General features: G+C 71.7%; 15 protein-coding genes and 1 pseudogene. 9 read left to right on the top strand and 7 right to left on the bottom strand.

All coding sequences use genetic code 11. From position 1 onward, the window contains the following. Window positions 1-18 precede the first annotated feature (18 nt). Both IEZ17_RS10460 and IEZ17_RS10455 read right to left on the bottom strand, forming a co-directional pair. Window positions 19-213: a hypothetical protein gene (locus IEZ17_RS10460; protein WP_043264344.1), complete on the bottom strand. Its 195-nt coding sequence runs from the start codon at window positions 211-213 to the stop codon at window positions 19-21. A 134-nt stretch (window positions 214-347) separates the two neighbouring features. Next, window positions 348-1178 carry an ABC transporter ATP-binding protein gene (locus IEZ17_RS10455; protein ID WP_189298776.1) on the bottom strand — a complete coding sequence of 277 codons (831 nt, stop codon included), beginning with the start codon at window positions 1176-1178 and terminating at the stop codon, window positions 348-350. A gap of 327 nt (window positions 1179-1505) precedes the next feature. Here IEZ17_RS10455 and IEZ17_RS10450 point away from each other — a divergent pair. Further along, window positions 1506-1928 (top strand): annotated as a pseudogene (locus IEZ17_RS10450) (cation:proton antiporter domain-containing protein); the annotation flags it as partial. Window positions 1929-2023: 95 nt separating this feature from the next. Here the strand turns inward: IEZ17_RS10450 and IEZ17_RS10445 are convergent. Then, window positions 2024-3169: a PP2C family protein-serine/threonine phosphatase gene (locus IEZ17_RS10445; RefSeq protein WP_189298774.1), complete on the bottom strand. Its 1146-nt coding sequence runs from the start codon at window positions 3167-3169 to the stop codon at window positions 2024-2026. A gap of 127 nt (window positions 3170-3296) precedes the next feature. Between IEZ17_RS10445 and IEZ17_RS10440 the strand changes: the two genes are divergently transcribed. Beyond that, window positions 3297-4526 (top strand): GNAT family N-acetyltransferase, encoded by a 1230-nt coding sequence (locus IEZ17_RS10440; RefSeq protein WP_189298772.1) that lies wholly within the window; start codon window positions 3297-3299, stop codon window positions 4524-4526. A 41-nt stretch (window positions 4527-4567) separates the two neighbouring features. Here IEZ17_RS10440 and IEZ17_RS10435 read toward each other — a convergent pair whose 3' ends face one another. Continuing rightward, window positions 4568-5392, bottom strand: a complete 825-nt coding sequence (locus IEZ17_RS10435) for an Fpg/Nei family DNA glycosylase (RefSeq protein ID WP_189298770.1) — start codon at window positions 5390-5392, stop codon at window positions 4568-4570. A 151-nt stretch (window positions 5393-5543) separates the two neighbouring features. Further along, window positions 5544-6032: a ribose-5-phosphate isomerase gene (locus tag IEZ17_RS10430; protein ID WP_189298768.1), complete on the bottom strand. Its 489-nt coding sequence runs from the start codon at window positions 6030-6032 to the stop codon at window positions 5544-5546. 177 nt (window positions 6033-6209) lie between these two features. Here IEZ17_RS10430 and IEZ17_RS10425 point away from each other — a divergent pair, with 177 nt between their 5' ends. Then, on the top strand, window positions 6210-7715 hold the full coding sequence (locus IEZ17_RS10425) for an amino acid permease (protein ID WP_189298766.1): 1506 nt from the start codon (window positions 6210-6212) through the stop codon (window positions 7713-7715). Window positions 7716-7841: 126 nt separating this feature from the next. On the opposite strand, the gene IEZ17_RS10420 is transcribed toward IEZ17_RS10425, so the two are convergent. After that, the gene (locus tag IEZ17_RS10420) at window positions 7842-8441 is read right to left on the bottom strand and encodes a biotin transporter BioY (RefSeq protein ID WP_189298765.1); all 600 of its coding nucleotides are present in this window, start codon (window positions 8439-8441) and stop codon (window positions 7842-7844) included. A gap of 327 nt (window positions 8442-8768) precedes the next feature. Between IEZ17_RS10420 and IEZ17_RS10415 the strand changes: the two genes are divergently transcribed. The 3 genes from IEZ17_RS10415 (at window position 8769) to IEZ17_RS10405 (ending at window position 12675) form a co-directional block, all read left to right on the top strand. Further along, window positions 8769-10151, top strand: a complete 1383-nt coding sequence (locus tag IEZ17_RS10415; RefSeq protein ID WP_189298763.1) for an amino acid permease — start codon at window positions 8769-8771, stop codon at window positions 10149-10151. Between the two features lie 285 nt (window positions 10152-10436). Continuing rightward, the gene (locus IEZ17_RS10410; protein WP_189298761.1) at window positions 10437-11858 is read left to right on the top strand and encodes an amino acid permease; all 1422 of its coding nucleotides are present in this window, start codon (window positions 10437-10439) and stop codon (window positions 11856-11858) included. Window positions 11859-12033: 175 nt separating this feature from the next. Next, window positions 12034-12675, top strand: coding sequence for a superoxide dismutase (locus tag IEZ17_RS10405; protein ID WP_189298759.1), 642 nt, complete (start codon window positions 12034-12036; stop codon window positions 12673-12675). Window positions 12676-12900: 225 nt separating this feature from the next. On the opposite strand, the gene IEZ17_RS10400 is transcribed toward IEZ17_RS10405, so the two are convergent. Further along, window positions 12901-13545 carry a mycothiol-dependent nitroreductase Rv2466c family protein gene (locus tag IEZ17_RS10400; protein ID WP_189298757.1) on the bottom strand — a complete coding sequence of 215 codons (645 nt, stop codon included), beginning with the start codon at window positions 13543-13545 and terminating at the stop codon, window positions 12901-12903. A gap of 112 nt (window positions 13546-13657) precedes the next feature. Between IEZ17_RS10400 and pepN the strand changes: the two genes are divergently transcribed. The 3 genes from pepN to IEZ17_RS10385 form a co-directional block, all read left to right on the top strand. Next, the gene (pepN, locus tag IEZ17_RS10395) at window positions 13658-16246 is read left to right on the top strand and encodes an aminopeptidase N (RefSeq protein WP_189298755.1); all 2589 of its coding nucleotides are present in this window, start codon (window positions 13658-13660) and stop codon (window positions 16244-16246) included. Between the two features lie 124 nt (window positions 16247-16370). Further along, window positions 16371-17393, top strand: a complete 1023-nt coding sequence (locus IEZ17_RS10390) for a hypothetical protein (RefSeq protein WP_189298752.1) — start codon at window positions 16371-16373, stop codon at window positions 17391-17393. Window positions 17394-17601: 208 nt separating this feature from the next. Continuing rightward, on the top strand, window positions 17602-18622 hold a 1021-nt coding region (locus IEZ17_RS10385; RefSeq protein ID WP_189298750.1), incomplete at its 3' end, for an aspartate-semialdehyde dehydrogenase.

The raw sequence follows: 18622 nt of genomic DNA, 5'->3' as shown, positions 1-18622 counted from the left end.
CCCGGCCCGCGGACCGGCCTAGAACGTGATGTGGTTGATGGTCTGCGCGATGGAGGTCAGGAACCGGTTGATCGACGGCGCCATCCCCGTGGAGGCGAGGAAGAAGCCGAAGAGTATGGCGACGAGCGCCGGGCCCGCCTTGATCGACTTCTGTCTGATCAGCACGACGAGGATGATCCCCAGCATCAGGACAACTGACAGCGAAAGAGCCACAACTGATCACACCCTCGGTCGGAACGCCTCACCGGCCCTGGGGCATGCCGCGCACACCCCCGACACCCATCGTGCCATCAACTCCTTTCCCATCGCAGGCGGGTGACGAATCTTCGGCCAACGCTTTGCCCGATTCATGGGGTTGGCGTGAAGTGGGGTGAGTATGGGGTTGTGGGCTGATGTCCGGATGGTGAAGACGGGACGACGCCCGGCCGGCCGGAAGGGGCGGAACTCCGCTCCGTGAGCGCCGCCATCCGGGCGGCGATCCGGTCGGCCGGGGCGCCCTCCAGGCGGTCGGCGAGGGCGCCGTCCGCGAGAAGGAGGACCTGGTCGGCCCAGGCGGCGGCGACCGGGTCGTGGGTGACCATGACGACGGTGGTGCCGAGGGCGTCGACGGCGTGCCGCAGGACGGCCAGGACCTCGGCCGCGGTCGCGGCGTCCAGGGCGCCGGTCGGCTCGTCGGCGAAGATCACGTCGGGCTCGGTGACCAGGGCCCGGGCGATCGCCACCCGCTGCTGCTGCCCCCCGGAGAGCTGACCGGGGCGGCGCCGGGCGTGGTCGCGCAGGCCGACGCGGGCCAGGACGTCGGCCGCCCGCCCGCGGTCCGGGCGCTTTCCGGCCAGCCGCAGCGGCAGCAGGACGTTCTGCTCGACGGTGAGCGCGGGCAGCAGGTTGAACGCCTGGAAGACGAAGCCCAGTCGGCTGCGGCGCAGTGCGGTGAGGCGGCCCTCGCGGAGCCGGGTGAGCTCCGTACCGGCGAGGCGGACGGAGCCGGCGGTGGGGCGGTCGAGGCCGGCCGCGCACTGGAGGAAGGTGGACTTCCCCGAGCCCGAGGGGCCCATCACGGCGGTGAACGAGCCGTGCGGCAGCGCCAGATCCATCCCGCGCAGGGCGTGCACGGCGCCGGTGCCGCGGCCGTACCGGCGGCGCACCCCGCGTAGTTCGACGGCGTATCCACCACTCATTCCGTACTCCCCGTTCCCTGTGGCCGGCCGGCCCGTCGGAGGGCCGGTCGCTGCGTTCACGGTAGGGAGCGGGCGCCTTTTCCGGCCATGGGGAGGGCCGCCGGACACGTCGGGGGAAAACCCCACCGGGGGGACGCGGGGAGGGCGCCGCGGACCGGCCGCGAGCGCCGTACCAATCGTTTGGTAATCTAAGTATTGACGATATCTTGATGATCTCTTGACTCCTTGCTCCCCTGACCCACTGCCGCCGGAGCACGCGGCCACCGGTCGGAGCACCTGACGACCAGGAGGAACGGGCCCATCGGACACGCAGACACCCTGATCGCCATGGGCGGCGCCTTTCTCGCCGCCGCCGTCCTCGCCCGCCTCGGCGGCCGGATCGGCCTCCCCACCATCCCCCTGTTCATCCTGGCCGGAATACTGCTCGGCCCGCACACCCCCGGCATCGTGCTGGTCGCCGACCCGCACGACCTGGAGATGCTCTCCCTCCTCGGCCTGGTGCTGCTGCTCTTCTACCTGGGCCTGGAATTCCATGTGGACGACCTGAAGGCGGGCGGGCGCAACATGGCGCTGGCCGGCGGCGCCTATCTGACGCTGAACGTCGGCGCCGGGCTCGGCTTCGGCTTCGCGCTCGGCTGGGGCACCGCCGAGGCACTGGTGCTCGCCGGGGTGCTGGGCATCTCCTCGTCGGCCATCGTCACCAAGGTGCTGGTCGACAATCGCCGGGTACGTCCTGATCCTGGCCGTCCTCGGCCCGCTGGCCGCCGGCCGGTCCGGGCTGCCGGCCCGCGTCCTGCCGGGCGGGCGAACGGGCAGCCGTACGGAACCGGAGGCGCCGAACTGCCCTACGCGTCCCGGCAGATCAGCAGCAGCGCCCGGTCGTCGTTGACGTCCTTGGCGACGGCCTCGATGAGATGCCAGGCGGCGCCCGCGAATCCGCCGTGCACATAGCGCTCCGCCTCGCCGGTCAGCCGGTCGATGCCCTCGGCGATATCGCGGTCGGCGGCCTCCACCAGGCCGTCGGTGAACATCATCAGCACGTCGCCGGGCCGCAGCGTCCCCTTGACCGGGTCGAACTGGGCGCCGTCGTAGACCCCGAGCAGCGGCCCCTCCCCCGCCTTCTCCTCCCAGCGGCCGGTGCCCGCGCTGAGCTGGAGGGCGGGGAGATGGCCCGCGGAGAGGAGTTCGTAGTCCCCGGACTCCAGGTCGAGGACGAGGTGGATGGAGGTGGCGAACCCCTCGTCCCAGTCCTGCCGCAGGAGGTAGCCGTTGGCGGCGGGCAGGAACCCGTGCGGCGGGAGGGAGCCGAGCAGCCCGCCGAAGGCGCCGGAGAGGAGCAGCGCGCGGGACGCCGCGTCCATCCCCTTGCCGGAGACGTCGGTGAGCACGACTTCGAGGATGTTGCCGCCCTGGGTGCGGGAAGCCACCACGAAGTCGCCGGAGAAGGACTGGCCGCCGGCCGGGCGGAGCGCCATCTCGTGGTGCCAGCCCGTGGGCAGCTTCGGCAACGCGCTCTGGATCCGGATCCGTTCGCGCAGGTCGAAGAGCATGGTGCCGCCGCGCCGCCAGGGCACCCCGACCCGGCTGCGGAACTGCGCGATCAACAGCCCGAAGAGGCCGACCGCGGCGACGACCAGGACCGTGCCGGGGGTGATCCGGTCGGGCCCCTCGTCGTACGGGCCGAACAGCGCGGCCTCGACGATCAGCGCGGAGGCGGAAGCGGCGTACAGGACAAGGAGGTTGGCCGGCCGCAGCAGCAGTCCGCCGGCGATGATCGGGAGGACCAGCGCGGTGGGCGCGAACCACTCGGAGTGCCAGAGGGTGCCGGCGGCGATGGCGGGTATGGCGGCGAGCAGGGCGACCAGGGCGAGCCAGTCGGAGCCGTCGCCGCGGAAGTAGTCGACACCGGCCTTGCGCACGCCGATACGGGCCCGGAGCAGACGTCTGCGCATCCGGGCCGTCAGGGTTTCCGCTCCCGGGCCGCGTGTCATTGCTCTGGGACCTTATCCACCCGTTCGGCGGTGCGTCGATTCGCCGCACGTCACCCAGGGGAATTGCCGGGAAATCGCGTTCGAAATGCGGTCGCGCGGCCGGAGAGCGGCCTGCTAGGCATGGCGTATGACAACAGAGTTGCAGCCGCTGCGATGGGCCGAGTGGGATGCCTGGTTCGACACACTGGACGTGGCTTTCGGCGGGGTTGCGGACGCTCCGGAGCGGCGTGCGTGGTGGCGCGAGGTCACCGAGATCGACCGCATGCTGGCGGTCCGGGACGGTGCGGACACCGTCGCCACCGGCGGCGCCTTCTCGTTCGGACTAACGGTGCCGGGCGGCGTGGAGTTGCCCGTCGCCGGGGTCACGGCCGTCAGCGTGCTGCCCACGCACCGCCGGCGCGGGGTGCTGCGCTCGATGATGCGGCACCAGCTGACCGACGTTCATGAGCGCGGTGAGGCACTGGCGGTGCTGACCGCCTCGGAGCCGGCGATCTACGGGCGCTTCGGCTACGGCGTGGCCACGCAGGGGCTGGCGATGACGGTGGACACGGTGCGGCTGGCCGCCCCGGATCTGCCCGGCGTGGACGGCGTGCGGCTGCGGCTGGCGGACCCGGTGGCCACGGTGCCGGACTGCGAGCGGGTCTACGCCCAACTGGTCCCGGACCGGCCGGGGATGCTCGCCCGGCGGCCCGGCTGGGAGCGGCAGGGGGTGCTCGACCCGGAGAGCGAGCGGGACGGGGCCGGGATGCTCCAGTGCGTGCTGGCCGAGGTGGACGGCGAGGTGCGGGGATACGCCCGGTACGCCGTCACGCCGGAGTGGGACCGCAGCGGGCCGCACGGGCAGGTGAACGTACGGCAGGTCGAGGCGCTGGACACGGTGGTCTACGCGGCGCTGTGGCGCTATCTGTTCGGGATCGACCTGACCGCGTCGGTGGCGGTGCGCGGCCGGCCGGTCGACGACCCGCTGCCGCATCTGGTGGCGGACCAGCGGCGCTGCCAACTGGGGTTGCAGGAGGCGCTGTTCATCCGGCCGGTGGACGTGGGGGCCGCGCTGGCGGCACGCATGTACCGGACGCCGGTGGAGGTGGTGCTGGAGGTCGCGGACGACTTCTGCCCGTGGAACGCGGGGCGCTGGCGGCTGTCCGGGGACGAGAAGGGCGCCGCCTGCGAGCGGACCTCGGACCCGGCCGATCTCGCGCTGTCCGTAAGGGAGTTGGGCTCAGCCTATCTGGGCGGCTTCTCGCTGGCGGCGCTGGCCGGGGCCGGCCGGGTGCGGGAGCTGCGGCCGGGGGCGCTGGCGGCGGCGACCCTCGCGTTCGGCTCGGACGTGGCGCCCTGGCTGCCGCACGGGTTCTAGCCGTACGGCCGTAGGGCGTGCCCCGCGGCCCCCGGCGCGCCCTACGGCCGGCGGGCCGTGGCCGGCTGGCAGCCCGGGCACCAGAAGAGGTTGCGGGCGGCGAGGTCGGCGGTGCGGATCTCGCTGTCGCAGATGTGGCAGTGGTCGGCGGCCCGGCGGTAGACGTACACCTCGCCGCCGTGGTCGTCGACGCGCGGCGGGCGCCCCATGGCCTCGGGCAGGTGCTCGGGGCGGACGGTGTCGATCCGGTTGTGCCGGACGCCCTCGCGCATCAGCGACACCAAATCGGCCCAGATCGCGTCCCATTGGGCGCGGGTGAGGTCGCGGCCGGGGAGGTAGGGGTCGATGCCCTGCCGGAAGAGGACCTCGGCGCGGTAGACGTTGCCGACGCCGGCGATCACCTTCTGGTCGAGGAGCAGCGCCGCGACGGTGGTGCGGCTGCGGGCGATCCGCTGCCAGGCGCGGGCGCCGTCGTCGTCGGGGCGCAGCGGGTCGGGGCCGAGCCGGGCGTGTATCGCCTGCTTCTCGGCGTCGGTGATCAGGGCGCAGGTGGTGGGGCCGCGCAGATCGGCGTGGTGGCCGGTGCCGACCAGCCGCAGCCGGACGGTGTCGGTGGGCGGCGGGGCCGGCGCGCCGCCGAAGCCGAGCTTGCCGAAGAGGCCGAGGTGGATGTGGACCCAGCGGTCCGGGCCGAAACCGAGGAAGAGGTGCTTGCCGTGCGCCTCGGCGGTGTCCATGACCTGACCGTCGATCAGCGCCGCGCCGGCCGCGAACTTCCCCTGCGGGCTGCTCGCCCGGACCGCTCGGCCCTCGAAGCGGTCCCGGTGGTCCAGCGCGAGGCGGTGGATGGTGTGCCCCTCGGGCATCGGGTCGTCCTCCAGTGGGCACGCCCGCTGCCCCCGGCGGGCAGCGGGCAGCGCGGCGTCAGCCGCTCCGGTGATTGGGGCCTCCCCTGCTCGAGCGGATTCGAGAGCTTGGGGAACGGTGCTCGCACCGGAGGGCGGCGGGGTGCGGCGGTCAGTCCTGCTGCGGGTGGTGGGCCGGGATCGGGGGGAGCTCGCCGGTGGTCTCGTAGGCGGCGAGCATCTCGATCCGGCGGGTGTGCCGCTCCTCGTCGGAGTACGGGGTGGCGAGGAAGACCTCGATGAACCGGGTCGCCTCCTCGACGGTGTGCATCCGGCCGCCGACCGAGATGACGTTGGCGTTGTTGTGCTCCCGGCCGAGCTTGGCGGTCTCCTCGCTCCAGGCCAGTGCGGCGCGTACGCCCTTGACCTTGTTGGCGGCGATCTGCTCGCCGTTGCCGGAGCCGCCGATCACGATGCCGAGGCTCTCCGGGTCGGCGGCGGTGCGCTCCGCGGCGCGCAGGCAGAACGGGGGGTAGTCGTCCTGGGCGTCGTAGATGTGCGGGCCGCAGTCGACGGGCTCGTGGCCGTGGGCCTTGAGCCAGTCGACGAGGTGGTTCTTGAGGTCGAAACCTGCATGGTCGGAGCCGATGTACACGCGCATGGCACGAGTGTGGCATGGCGTACCGGGGGTAGGGGCCACCGGGGCTTTGTGCCGCCGCCGGAGACTCCGTACAACTCGGCGGTAACCATAATGATCCGGATTCGGCTCTTCCCAACGGACGTTCACCACGTTGTCATGTCTGGGTTCCACACACAGAACCAGAGAAGGACGGTGCTCATGGGCGCGCACCTTCCCCCGAGCTCTGAAGGAGCAGGGGGCACCCCCACCACCCACGCGGTCGCCGCCGCCGGCGAACCCGGCGGCGGAGCCGTCGGGGGGCAGTCGGGCGGCGGACTGCAAGCAGGACTCAAGAACCGCCATCTGTCGATGATCGCCATCGGCGGGGTCATCGGCGCCGGTCTGTTCGTCGGCTCCGGGGCGGGGATCAAGGCCGCCGGGCCGGGCATCCTCCTCTCCTACGCGCTGACCGGCCTGCTGGTGGTGCTGGTGATGCGGATGCTGGGCGAGATGGCCGCGGCCTCGCCGACCTCCGGGTCGTTCTCGGCGTACGCGGACCGGGCGCTGGGGCGCTGGGCGGGTTTCACGATCGGCTGGCTGTACTGGTTCTTCTGGTCGGTGGTGCTGGCCGTGGAGGCGACCGCGGCGGCGTCGATCCTGACCGGCTGGGTCCCGGCGGTCCCGCAGTGGGCCTGGGCGCTGCTGGTGATGATCGTGCTGACCGGTACGAACCTGGTGTCGGTGGGTTCGTTCGGCGAGTTCGAGTTCTGGTTCGCCGGGATCAAGGTCGTGGCGATCGTGATCTTCATCGTGGTCGGCGCGCTGGCGATATTCGGGCTGCCGCCGGGCCATCACGCGGTGGGCACAACCAATCTGACCGGGCACGGCGGCTTCCTGCCGAAGGGGCCGGGCGCGATCCTCTCCGGCATGCTGCTGGTGGTCTTCTCCTTCATGGGCAGCGAGATCGTGACGCTGGCGGCGAGCGAGTCGCCGAACCCGGTGGTGGCCGTCCGCAAGGCCGTCAACAGCGTCATCTGGCGGATCGCGCTGTTCTACATCGGCTCGATCACGGTGATCGTGACGCTGCTGCCCTGGGACGACCCGGGGGTGGCCAAGAGCCCGTACGTGGCGGTGCTGAAGTCGCTGGACATCCCGTACGCGGACGTCGTGATGGACGTGGTCGTGCTGACCGCGGTGCTGTCCTGTCTGAACTCCGGGCTCTACACGGCGTCCCGGATGGCGTACTCGCTCGGTGAGCGCGGCGACGCGCCGAAGTCGTTCACGACGGTCAACAAGGGCGGTGTGCCGGCGGTGGCGATCTGGGCGTCGGTGGCCTTCGGCTTCATCGCGACGATCTTCAGCTACACCTCGAAGGACACCGTCTTCCAGTTCCTGCTGAACTCGTCCGGCGCGGTGGCGCTGTTCGTCTGGCTGGTCATCTGCTTCTCGCAGCTGCGGATGCGCCGGACGGTCGAGCGGGAGGCGCCGGAGCGGCTGACGGTGCGGATGTGGCTGTACCCGTGGCTGACCTACGCCACGATCGCGCTGATCGTCTTCGTCATCGGCTACATGTTCTACGACAAGGACGGCCGGGAGCAGATGGTGCTGTCGGTGGTGGCGGCCGTGGTGGTGCTGGCGGTCGGGCTGGCCCTGGACCGGCGGCGGCCCCGCGGGCACGAGGCCGTGGCGGCCGAGGCGACGGCGGAGGCGACGGAGGGCGCGTAGCCCCCGTCCGCGGACGACGGCGGGGCCCGCACCGTTTCCCACGGTGCGGGCCCCGCCCTGTCATGTCGGATTCCTCGACGACGAGTTGACGAGTTGACGACGAGTTGCGGAATCCCGAACGCGGCGTCAGGCGCGGCGGCCGGCCAGCTTCCAGGCGGCCGGCAGGGCGCCCATGGCCAGGGCGATCTTGAGGGCGTCGCCGAGGAGGAACGGCACCATGCCGACGGCGACGGCCTTGCCGAGGGGCATCCCCGTGCTGAGGGCGAGGAAGGGGACGCCGATCGCGTAGATCAGGGCGTTGCCCGCGGCCATGGTGGCGGCGGTGCGCAGCACCCCGCGGTCGCCGCCGCGGCGGGCCAGCGCGCCGACGGCGGTGGCGGCGAGCAGCATGCCGAGGACGTAGCCGAAGGTGGCGCCGCCGGCACCCGAGGCGCCGCCCGCGAACCAGGGCATCCCGGCGACGCCCGCGATGGCGTACAGCGCGAGCGAGAGCAGACCGCGGCCGGCCCCGAGGGAGGCGCCGACCAGGAGGGCGGCGAAGGTCTGGCCGGTGACCGGGACCGGGGAGCCGGGGATCGGCACGGCGATCTGGGCCGCGACACCGGTGAGGGCCGCGCCGCCGATGACCAGCGCGGCGTCGCGGACGCGGGCGCGGGTGGCGGTGGCGGCCGGCAGCAGGTCGGCGAGGACGGCACCGGGGTTGAGGGCGGGTGCTGCTGTGCTCATCGGTACTCCGCGGGGTGAGAGGGATGCGGGAGGGTCGGGACCAGATGACGTTAGTCGAGCGGGCCGTTGGCGATCATCGTGTGGCACCGACAAAGCCGTACCGGCCCGCTTGGAGAGTTCCGAACAACCGCCAGGATGCCCGGCGTTGCCGCATCGCGGGGTGTCTTCGCAGGTCACGTGATGCTCGTCACGGCCGGGGCGGTCGACGGGCGCCGGTTTTGTGGTAGCGCGGGGTGGGCGGCGACACTGGGCGACGACCCGCGGTGACCTGTGGAGTTCCCCCAAAGCCGTCGGCGGCCCGGCCGCCCTGTCGCGAGAGTACGCACCATGCACGACGCACCGCCTCCGGTCGGGAGAGAGCCGCTGTCCGCCGGGCTCAAGCAGCGCCATCTGACGATGCTGGGACTGGGCGGGGTGATCGGCGCGGGGCTGTTCGTGGGCTCCGGGGCGGGGATCTCGGTGGCCGGGCCGGGGATCGTGCTGTCGTATCTGATCGCGGGTGCGCTGGCGATGCTGATCATGCGGATGCTCGGGGAGATGTCGGCGGCGATGCCGGCGTCGGGGGCGTTCTCGGTGCACGCGGAGCGGGCGCTGGGGCGCTGGGCCGGCTTCAGCGTCGGGTGGCTGTACTGGTTCCTGCTGGTGGTGGTGCTCGCCGTCGAGGCCACCGGGGCGGCGCAGATCGCGCACGGCTGGCTGCCGGCGGTGCCGCAGTGGGGCTGGGTGCTGCTCTTCATGATCGTCTTCACCGTCGCCAACCTGGCCGCGGTGAAGAACTTCGGGGAGTTCGAGTTCTGGTTCGCGGCGCTGAAGGTCGCCGCGATCGTGCTGTTCCTGGCGCTGAGCCTGCTGGCGGTCTTCGGGGTGCTGCCGGACACGGAGCCGGTCGGGCTGGCCAACCTCACCGGGCAGGGCGGCTTCCTGCCGCACGGCTGGGGCGGGGTGGTCTCCGGCGTCCTCGCGGTGGTCTTCGCCTTCGGCGGGCTGGAGGTGGTCACCATCGCGGCGGCCGAGTCGGACGACCCGGCGCGCGCGGTGGGCCGGGCGGTGCGCAGCGCGGTGTGGCGGATCCTCTTCTTCTACGTGGGGTCGATGCTGGTCATCGTGACCGTGCTGCCCTGGTCGTCGATGCGGCCGGGCACGAGCCCGTACGTGATGGTGCTCGACCACATCGGGGTGCCGGGCGCCGGGCAGATCATGAACATCGTGGTGTTCGTGGCGCTGCTGTCGGCGCTGAACGCCAATCTCTACGGTTCGTCGCGGATGGTGTTCTCGCTGGCCGAGCGCGGTGAGGCGCCGCGCGGGCTGCTGAAGGTGTCGGGCGGAGGGGTGCCGCGGCGGGCGGTTCTGGCCTCGGTGGCGTTCGGCTTCGTCTCCGTGCTGCTGAATCTCAAGTGGCCGGATTCCGTCTTCCTCTACATGCTCAACGCGGTCGGTGCGGTGCTGCTGTTCGTCTGGGGGCTGATCGCCGTGTCCCAGCTCCGGCTGCGACCGCGGATCGAGCGGGAGGCGCCGGAGAAGCTCGCGCTGCGGATGTGGGCGTTCCCCTATCTGACGTGGCTGGCGCTGGCGGCGATGGCGGGCGTGATCGTGCTGATGCTCACCGACGACACGACCCGGCCGCAGCTGCTGTGGTCGGCCGGGGCGACCGCGGCGGTGCTGGTGGTGGCCGGTGCACGGGAGTTGCGGGACCGCCGCGTACGGGACTGAGCCGCCGGCGTGCGGGCCGCCGCCGCGCACCCCGGGGCGCGCTTGCGGTGGACTCGGGCACCTATGAGACACACCTCACATTCATCGCATTCGACGATGCATCAGGCACGCACGGTCACGATCGCGTCTGAATACCGAACAATCGCTGCATACCTGTTGCCCTGAGCGGACACCGGCACTCAAACTGGGCCAGCTTTGCCGAGGACCCCGGAGTTGAGCCGTCCGCGGCCCCGGGAGACCGCAGTTTCGCCCGCTCCGCATCTCACCTACTGGGACAGGTACGACATGAATCGGACACCCTCGTCCGCCGCGGCCAGCCGCGAGCAGACCGACGCGGTCCAGGGCGCCGGCCAGGACGGCGGCTCGCTGTCGAACGGCCTCAAGCAGCGCCACCTTTCGATGATCGCCCTCGGCGGGGTGATCGGAGCCGGACTGTTCGTCGGCTCCCGCGAGGGCATCGCGGCGGCCGGCCCGTCCATCGTGCTGGCGTACGCCGTCTCGGGCGCGCTGGTCATGCTGATCATGCGGATGCTGGGCGAGATGGCCGCGGCCAATCCGGCGTCCGGCTCCTTCTCGGTGCACGCCGAGCGCTCCATAGGCTCGTGGGCCGGCTTCACCGTGGGTTGGATGTTCACCGCGCTGCTGTGTGTGGCGGTGGCCGCCGAGGCGCTGGGCGCCGCGGATGTGATGCACCAGTGGTTCCCGTCCACCCAGCCGTGGATGTGGGTACTGGTGTTCATGGTGATCTTCACCGGGACGAACCTGGCGGCGGTCGGCAACTTCGGTGAGTTCGAGTTCTGGTTCGCCACCCTGAAGGTCGCCGCGATCGGCATCTTCCTGGTCCTGGGCGTGCTGGCCATCCTCGGCCTGCTGCCCGGCACTTCGGCCCCCGGCACCGCGCACCTCACCGGCGACGGCGGCTTCCTGCCCAAGGGCGTCGACGGCCTGATGGTCGGTCTGCTGGCGTCGGTCTTCGCGTACGGCGGTCTGGAGACGGTGACCATCGCCGCCGCCGAGTCCAAGGACCCGGTGCGCGGTGTGGCCAGCGCGGTGCGGACCGCGATGTGGCGGATCGCCCTCTTCTACGTCGGCTCGATGGCCATCATCGTCACGGTCATCCCCTGGAGCGCGCCGTCCATCGCCAAGAGCGGCCCCTACGTGGCGGTGCTGGACTACCTGAAGATCCCGGCGGCCGGCCAGATCATGAACGTGGTCATCCTGGTCGCGCTGCTCTCCGCGGTGAACGCGAACATCTACGGCTCGTCGCGGATGGCCTACTCCCTCATCTCCCGCGGCCAGGGCCCGGCCTTCCTCGGGAAGGTCAGCGGCGGAGTGCCGCGCCGGGCGGTACTGCTGTGCTCGGCCTTCGGGTTCATCGCGGTGCTCTTCAGCTTCCTGTGGCCCACCACGCTCTTCCAGTGGCTGCTGAACATGGTCGGCGCGGCCGTCCTGGTGGTCTGGGGCTTCATCGCGGTGGCCCAGCTGCGGATGCGGCGGCGGCTGGAGCGCGAGGCGCCGGAGAAGCTGGTGGTCAAGATGTGGGCCTTCCCGGTGCTGACCTGGGTGGCGCTGGCCGGCATCGTCGCGGTGCTGATGCTGATGCTGCGCGACGACAACCAGCGGATCCAGCTGCTGTTCACCGGCGGCTTCGGTGTGGTGCTGACGGTGATCGGGCTCATCCGGCAGCGGGCGCTGAGCAACCGGTAGTTCTCCTTCGGACCCCGTAAGGCGGGGCGGGACCTCCTTCCGAGGTCCCGCCCCGCCTTACGTCTTTGGGACCAGGCCGGACGGCTCCTCCGTCCGGCGATCACTCCTGCTGGTAGCGTGCTCTTGCACATTGATTGCAACTACTGCGTATATGCAGCTTGGAGGCGGGATCGGCATGGCGACCTACACACTTCCGGAACTCCCCTACGACTACGCGGCGCTGGCGCCGGTCATCAGCCCCGAGATCATCGAGCTGCACCACGACAAGCACCACGCGGCGTACGTGAAGGGCGCCAACGACACCCTGGAGCAGCTCGCCGAGGCGCGCGACAAGGACCAGTGGGGCAGCATCAACGGCCTGGAGAAGAACCTGGCGTTCCACCTCTCCGGCCACATCCTGCACAGCATCTACTGGCACAACATGACCGGTGACGGCGGCGGCGAGCCGCTGGCGAAGGACGGCGTGGGCGAGCTGGCCGACGCCATCGCGGAGAACTTCGGCTCGTTCGCCAAGTTCAAGGCCCAGCTGTCCAAGGCGTCGGCGACCACGCAGGGTTCCGGCTGGGGCGTGCTCGCCTACGAGCCGGTCACCGGCCGCCTGATCGTCGAGCAGATCTACGACCACCAGGGCAACGTCGGCCAGGGCTCGGTGCCGATCCTGGTCTTCGACGCCTGGGAGCACGCCTTCTACCTCCAGTACAAGAACCAGAAGGTGGACTTCATCGAGGCGATGTGGAAGGTCGTCAACTGGCAGGACGTCGCCAAGCGGTACGCCGCCGCGAAGGAGCGCGCGAACAACCTGCTGCTGGCGCCGTAACGCCGCCGCGGACGTCCTGCCTCGTGATCGTCTTCTCACCGTTCACCCGGCAGGCGGAAAACGGATGGCCCCCACGAGTGGGGGTACCTCCCAGCGGTAGCTGGGGGAGTGACTCGTGGGGGCCATCCGGCGTGGGAAGGCGCGTTCGCCCCGCCCCTGCGGGGATGGTCCGATCGGCCCCTGTGTCCGGGGCGGGTTGATCTCGTGCGCTCCGCGCTGCGGAGATCAGTCGAACTGAGGCGGCGCCGTCCGCGTCCGCTTGATCTCGTAGAAGCCCGGGATCGACGCCACCATCAGCGTGCCGTCCCAGAGCTTGGCGGCCTGTTCGCCCTTCGGGGCCGGGGTGACGACCGGGCCGAAGAAGGCGATCTGGTCGCCGTCGGAGCCGGGGACGGCGATGACCGGGGTGCCGACCTCCTGGCCGACCAGGTCGATGCCCGCCTTGTGGGAGGCGCGCAGCTCGGCGTCGTAGGTGTCCTTGTCGGCGTAGGCGATCAGGTCGGCGGGCAGGCCGGCGTCCGCGAGGGCGCCGGCGATGGACTCGCGGTTCACGCCCTCGCCCGCGTTGTGGAAGCGGTTGCCCATCGCGGTGTAGAGCGGGCCGACGACCTCGTCACCGTGCAGCTGCTGCGCGGCGATCACCACGCGGACCGGGCCCCAGGACTTGCCACCGGGGCGCATGTTCGCCGCGTACTCCTCGGGGAGCGTGTCGAGTTTGTTCTCGTTCAGGACGGCCAGGCTCATCACATGCCAGCGCACCTCCACCGGACGCACCTTCTCCACCTCCAGCATCCAGCGGGAGGTCATCCAGGCCCAGGGGCACAGCGGGTCGAACCAGAAGTCTGCCGGGGTCTTGGCGGTCTCGGACACGGGGTCTCCTTTGCGAGCGGTGCAGCGTTCTTCCGTGGACGGTTCAACCGGCGGTCCCCGTGCCATGATTCCCAGTGTTCGATATTCGAGACGAGGGCGAGGGAGGCACGTCGTGCCAGGTGAGAATCTGTCGCGGGACGAGGCACGTGAGCGGGGCCGGCTGCTGAACGTCGACGGTTACGACGTGGCGCTGGATGTCCGCTCAGCGGTCACCCGGGGCGCGGAGGCCGCCACCTTCCGCTCCCGTACGACCATCCGCTTCCGGTGCGCCGAGCCCGGCGCCTCGTCCTTCGCGGACCTTCTGGCGCCCGCGGTCCGCTCCGTCACCCTCAACGGCCGGGAGCTGGACCCGGCCGCGGTCTTCGACGGCACCCGGATCGCGCTGGACGGCCTCGCCGCGGAGAACACCCTGGTGGTCGACGCGGACTGCGCCTACAGCCGGACCGGCGAGGGCCTGCACCGCTTCGTCGACCCCGAGGACGGCGAGGTCTACCTCTACACCCAGTACGAGCCCGCCGACGCGCGCCGGGTCTTCGCCAACTTCGAACAGCCCGACCTGAAGGCCCCGTTCACCTTCGAGGTGACCGCGCCCGAAGGCTGGCTGGTGCTCGGCAACGGCGCCCAGGACGGAGCCGCCGAGGGCGGCCGGCACCGCTTCGCGACGACCCGGCCGATCTCGACGTACATCACGGCCGTGGTCGCCGGGCCGTACCACTACGTCACCGACACCTACCGCCGCACCTTCGACGGAGGCACCGAGCTGGAGATCCCGCTGGGCGCGCTCTGCCGCAAGGGGCTGGCCCGGCACTTCGACGCGGACGACATCTTCACCGTCACCAAGCAGGGCCTGGACTTCTTCCACGACCACTTCGACTTCCCCTACCCCTTCGGGAAGTACGACCAGGCGTTCGTCCCCGAGTACAACCTCGGCGCGATGGAGAACCCGGGCTGCGTCACCTTCCGCGAGGAGTTCGTCTTCCGCGGGAAGGTGACCGAGGCGTCCTACGAGCGCCGGGCCAACGTCATCCTGCACGAGATGGCGCACATGTGGTTCGGCGACCTGGTCACCATGCACTGGTGGGACGACCTGTGGCTCAAGGAGTCGTACGCCGACTTCATGGGCGCGTTCGCTCAGGTGGGGGCGACCCGCTTCACGGACGGCTGGATCACCTTCGCCAACCGCCGCAAGTCCTGGGCGTACCGCGCCGACCAGCTGCCCTCCACCCACCCGGTCACCGCCGACATCCGGGACCTGGAGGACGCCAAGCTGAACTTCGACGGCATCACCTACGCCAAGGGCGCGAGCGTGCTCAAGCAGCTGGTGGCGTACGTGGGGCAGGACGCGTTCCTGGAGGGCGCGCGGCGCTACTTCAAGCGGCACGCCTACGGCAACACCCGGCTGACGGACCTGCTGTCGGTGCTGGAGGAGACCTCCGGGCGGGACATGGCGGCCTGGTCGCGCGCCTGGCTGGAGACGGCGGGCGTCAACTCCCTGACGCCTCAGGTCACTTACGACTCCCAGGACCGGATCACCGAGCTGGCGGTCGTCCAGGAGGCGAGCGAGCAGCACCCCGAACTCCGGCCGCACCGGGTCGCGGTGGGCCTCTACCGCCGCCTGGACGCGGACTCCGCGCTGGTGCGGTACGCCCGCGCCGAGGTGGACGTCTCCGGGCAGCGCACGCCCGTGCCGGAGCTGGCCGGCGCCGAGCGGCCCGAGCTGATCCTGGTCAACGACGAGGACCTGACGTACTGCAAGACCCGGTTCGACGAGGGGTCGCTGGCCACCCTGCGGGCCCGGCTCGGCGATCTGCGGGACCCGCTGGCGCGGGCGCTGTGCTGGGCCGCGCTGTGGGGGCTGACCCGGGACGGGCTGATGCCGGCCCGCGACTTCCTGGACCTGGTGCGGCGGTTCGGCGGCGCGGAGGGCGTGATCGGCGTGCTCCAGTCCGTGCACGGCCAGGCGGAGACGGCGCTGGAGCACTACACCGCGCCGGAGCACCGCGAGCGGGCCGCCCGGACGCTGTCCGAGGGCGCGCTCGGCGAGCTGCGGACGGCCGACCCGGGCAGCGGCCACCAGCTCAGCTGGGCCCGGCACTTCGCCTCGGTCGCCACCACCCCGGCGGACCTCCAGCTGCTGACCGGGCTGCTGGACGGTACGGCGAAGATCGACGGGCTGGACGTGGACCAGGAGCTGCGCTGGGCGTTCCTGCTGCCGCTGGCCGCGCACGGGGTCGCCGACGCATCGGTGATCGCCGCCGAACTCGCCCGCGACGACACCGCGTCCGGCAAGCGCCACCAGGTGCGCTGCCTGGCCGCCCGCCCCGCAGGCGGGGTCAAGGCGCAGGCCTGGGCGGACGTGGTGGAGTCCGACGCGCTCTCCAACGCGCTGGTGGAGGCGACCATCAGCGGCTTCGCGCAGCCGGCGCAGCGGGAGCTGCTGGCGCCGTACACGCCGCGCTACTTCGCCGCGATCGAGCGGATCTGGCAGGAGCGGTCCATCGAGATCGCGATGTCCGTGGTGCGCGGGCTGTTCCCGTCCTGGCAGGTGGACCGGGCCACACTGGCCGCCGCGGACGCCTGGCTGGCGGAGCACGCGAAGGCGGCGCCCGCGCTGCGCCGGCTGGTGCTGGAGGAGCGGGACGATCTGGCCCGGGCGCTGCGCGCACAGGCTTGTGACGAGGCGGCCGGGCAGCGGCCGTAACCCGCCCCCCGACCAGCTGGTATCGGACGTCGAACGCCCGTACTTGAGGGCAGGATTGTCCCGCTTGTGCCACAGGCGGGTAACAGCGGTTAGGGGGCGGAGCGGGGCCGGGAATCGCCCTGGCATGAACCACGACACCCCGCTCTCCCCCCTCCCCCTCCGCCACCTCTCCGACGTCCACTGCCGGGTATTGACGGCGCGTCAGCTACGGGACCACGGCGTCCCGGCCGCGGAGACCGCCGCCCGGTGCCGGCCGGGCGGCCCCTGGCAGCAGCTGCTCCCCGGGGTGTATCTGCTGCACCAGGGGCCACCCACCAGCGAGGAGCGGCTGCACGCCGCGCTGCTGTACGCCCGGCACCGCGGCCCGACCGTGCCCAGCCAGGGCGCGGCGCGGCCGTCCCTGCCGGAACCGATGATCACCGGGCTGGCGGCGCTCGCCCTGTACGGCTTCACCGCCGCGCCCCCGCTGCTGTCCCTGGAGCGGATCGAGGTGCTGGTCGCCCGGACCCGGCGGCTGCGCTCGACCGGGTTCGCGCAACTCGTCCGGGGCACCGACCTGCCGCTCCCCCAGGTGGTCACCGGCGTGCCCACCGCGCCCGTCCAGCGCGCACTGGCCGACGCGGTCGCCGGCCTCGACGACGCCACCCTGGTCCGCCGGCTGCTCGCCGAGGCGGTCCGCGGCGGCCACTGCGAGGCGCCCTCGGTCGTCCGGGAGCTGAGCCGGGCCCGGCTGCTGCACCGGCCGCACGTGGTGGACGCGGTGGACACACTCCTCGCCGAGGGCCGCGCACTGGCCGAGCAGCGGCTCTACGGGATGGTCCGCGGCCACGGCCTGCCCGACCCCTTCTGGAACGTCGATCTGCGGCTGCCGGGCGGCCCGCACCTGGGCGGTGTGGACGCGTACTGGCCCGAGCACGGAGTGGCCCTGGAGGTCGACACCCGCGCCCCGCGCCCCACCGCCGACCCGATGAACGCCCCGTACGACGAGCACCGCGAAGCGCTGGAGCAGCTCGGCATCACGGTCGTGCGCTGCCTGCCGCGGCTGCTGCGCGACGCGCCCGAGCAACTGGCGACGGTGATCCGCACCGCCCTGATGGCGTCGCTGGACCGGGAGCCGCAGGCGTATGTGGTGGTCCTGCCGCGCTGACCGCGGCGCCCGCGGACCTGCGGATGTCACCCTCCGGCGACCGTGTGCGACGCGCCGTGTGCAACCCGGTGGCGCGTCTCTCCATCTACTGGAATGGATTGGACAAGGCGACGGGTCTCACACACATGATGGGAGCGCCACCGAGCAGGTGTTCCCTTGCAGACACCCGGAGCCGGGCCGGACGGCCAGGTCAGAAAGAAGGAGTCCCATGAGGATCGGTATCGTCGGAGCGACCGGACAGGTCGGCGGCGTGATGCGGCGCATTCTCGCCGAGCGCAACTTCCCGGTCGAGCAGCTGCGGCTGTTCGCTTCGGCCCGGTCCGCCGGACGGACGCTGCCCTGGCAGGACACCGAGATCACCGTGGAGGACGCGGCCACCGCGGACTACTCCGGGCTCGACATCGTGCTCTTCTCGGCCGGCGGCGCCACCTCCAAGGCGCTCGCGGAGAAGGTCGCCGACGCCGGTCCGGTCGTGATCGACAACTCGTCGGCCTGGCGCCGCGACCCCGAGGTCCCGCTCGTCGTCGCCGAGGTCAACCCGCAGGCGATCACCGACCGCCCCAAGGGCATCATCGCCAACCCGAACTGCACCACCATGGCCGCCATGCCGGTGCTGCGCCCGCTGCACGAGGAGGCCGGGCTGGTCTCCCTCGTCGTCGCCACCTACCAGGCGGTCTCCGGCAGCGGTCTGGCCGGCGTCGCGGAGCTGGACGGCCAGACCCGCAAGGTCATCGAGCAGGACGCCACCAAGCTCACCCACGACGGCTCCGCGGTGGAGTTCCCGGCCCCGGACACCTACGTCCGCCCGATCGCCTTCAACGTCCTGCCGATGGCCGGCTCCCTCGTCGACGACGGCCTGAACGAGACCGACGAGGAGCAGAAGCTCCGCAACGAGAGCCGCAAGATCCTCGACATTCCCGAGCTGAAGGTGTCCGGCACCTGCGTGCGGGTCCCGGTCTTCACCGGCCACTCGCTCCAGATCAACGCCCGCTTCGCGCGCCCGATCGAGCCCGCCCGCGCCCAGGAGCTGCTGGCCGGCGCCCCCGGTGTCGCGCTCACCGACGTCCCCACCCCGCTCCAGGCCGCGGGCCAGGACGCGTCGTTCGTCGGCCGCATCCGCCGCGACGAGACCGCCGAGAACGGCCTCGCGCTCTTCGTCTCCAACGACAACCTCCGCAAGGGCGCGGCCCTGAACGCCGTCCAGATCGCCGAGCTGGTCGCCGCCGAAC

Origin of the sequence: Streptomyces albospinus, from assembly GCF_014648695.1 — a bacterium.
GTDB lineage: Bacteria > Actinomycetota > Actinomycetes > Streptomycetales > Streptomycetaceae > Streptomyces > Streptomyces albospinus.
Note: the sequence above shows the minus strand (reverse complement) of the source record. Positions and strands in the feature narration are given on the sequence as shown.

Excerpts from the sequence above, each read along its gene's own strand:
- IEZ17_RS10425 (WP_189298766.1), top strand. The coding sequence starts at position 6,210 with ATGGGCGCGCACCTTCCCCCGAGCTCTGAAGGAGCAGGGGGCACCCCC.
- IEZ17_RS10390 (WP_189298752.1), top strand. The coding sequence starts at position 16,371 with ATGAACCACGACACCCCGCTCTCCCCCCTCCCCCTCCGCCACCTCTCC.
- IEZ17_RS10410 (WP_189298761.1), top strand. The coding sequence starts at position 10,437 with ATGAATCGGACACCCTCGTCCGCCGCGGCCAGCCGCGAGCAGACCGAC.
- IEZ17_RS10455 (WP_189298776.1), bottom strand. The coding sequence starts at position 1,178 with ATGAGTGGTGGATACGCCGTCGAACTACGCGGGGTGCGCCGCCGGTAC.
- IEZ17_RS10435 (WP_189298770.1), bottom strand. The coding sequence starts at position 5,392 with ATGCCCGAGGGGCACACCATCCACCGCCTCGCGCTGGACCACCGGGAC.
- IEZ17_RS10440 (WP_189298772.1), top strand. The coding sequence starts at position 3,297 with ATGACAACAGAGTTGCAGCCGCTGCGATGGGCCGAGTGGGATGCCTGG.
- IEZ17_RS10415 (WP_189298763.1), top strand. The coding sequence starts at position 8,769 with ATGCACGACGCACCGCCTCCGGTCGGGAGAGAGCCGCTGTCCGCCGGG.
- IEZ17_RS10445 (WP_189298774.1), bottom strand. The coding sequence starts at position 3,169 with ATGACACGCGGCCCGGGAGCGGAAACCCTGACGGCCCGGATGCGCAGA.
- IEZ17_RS10420 (WP_189298765.1), bottom strand. The coding sequence starts at position 8,441 with ATGAGCACAGCAGCACCCGCCCTCAACCCCGGTGCCGTCCTCGCCGAC.
- IEZ17_RS10430 (WP_189298768.1), bottom strand. The coding sequence starts at position 6,032 with ATGCGCGTGTACATCGGCTCCGACCATGCAGGTTTCGACCTCAAGAAC.
- IEZ17_RS10405 (WP_189298759.1), top strand. The coding sequence starts at position 12,034 with ATGGCGACCTACACACTTCCGGAACTCCCCTACGACTACGCGGCGCTG.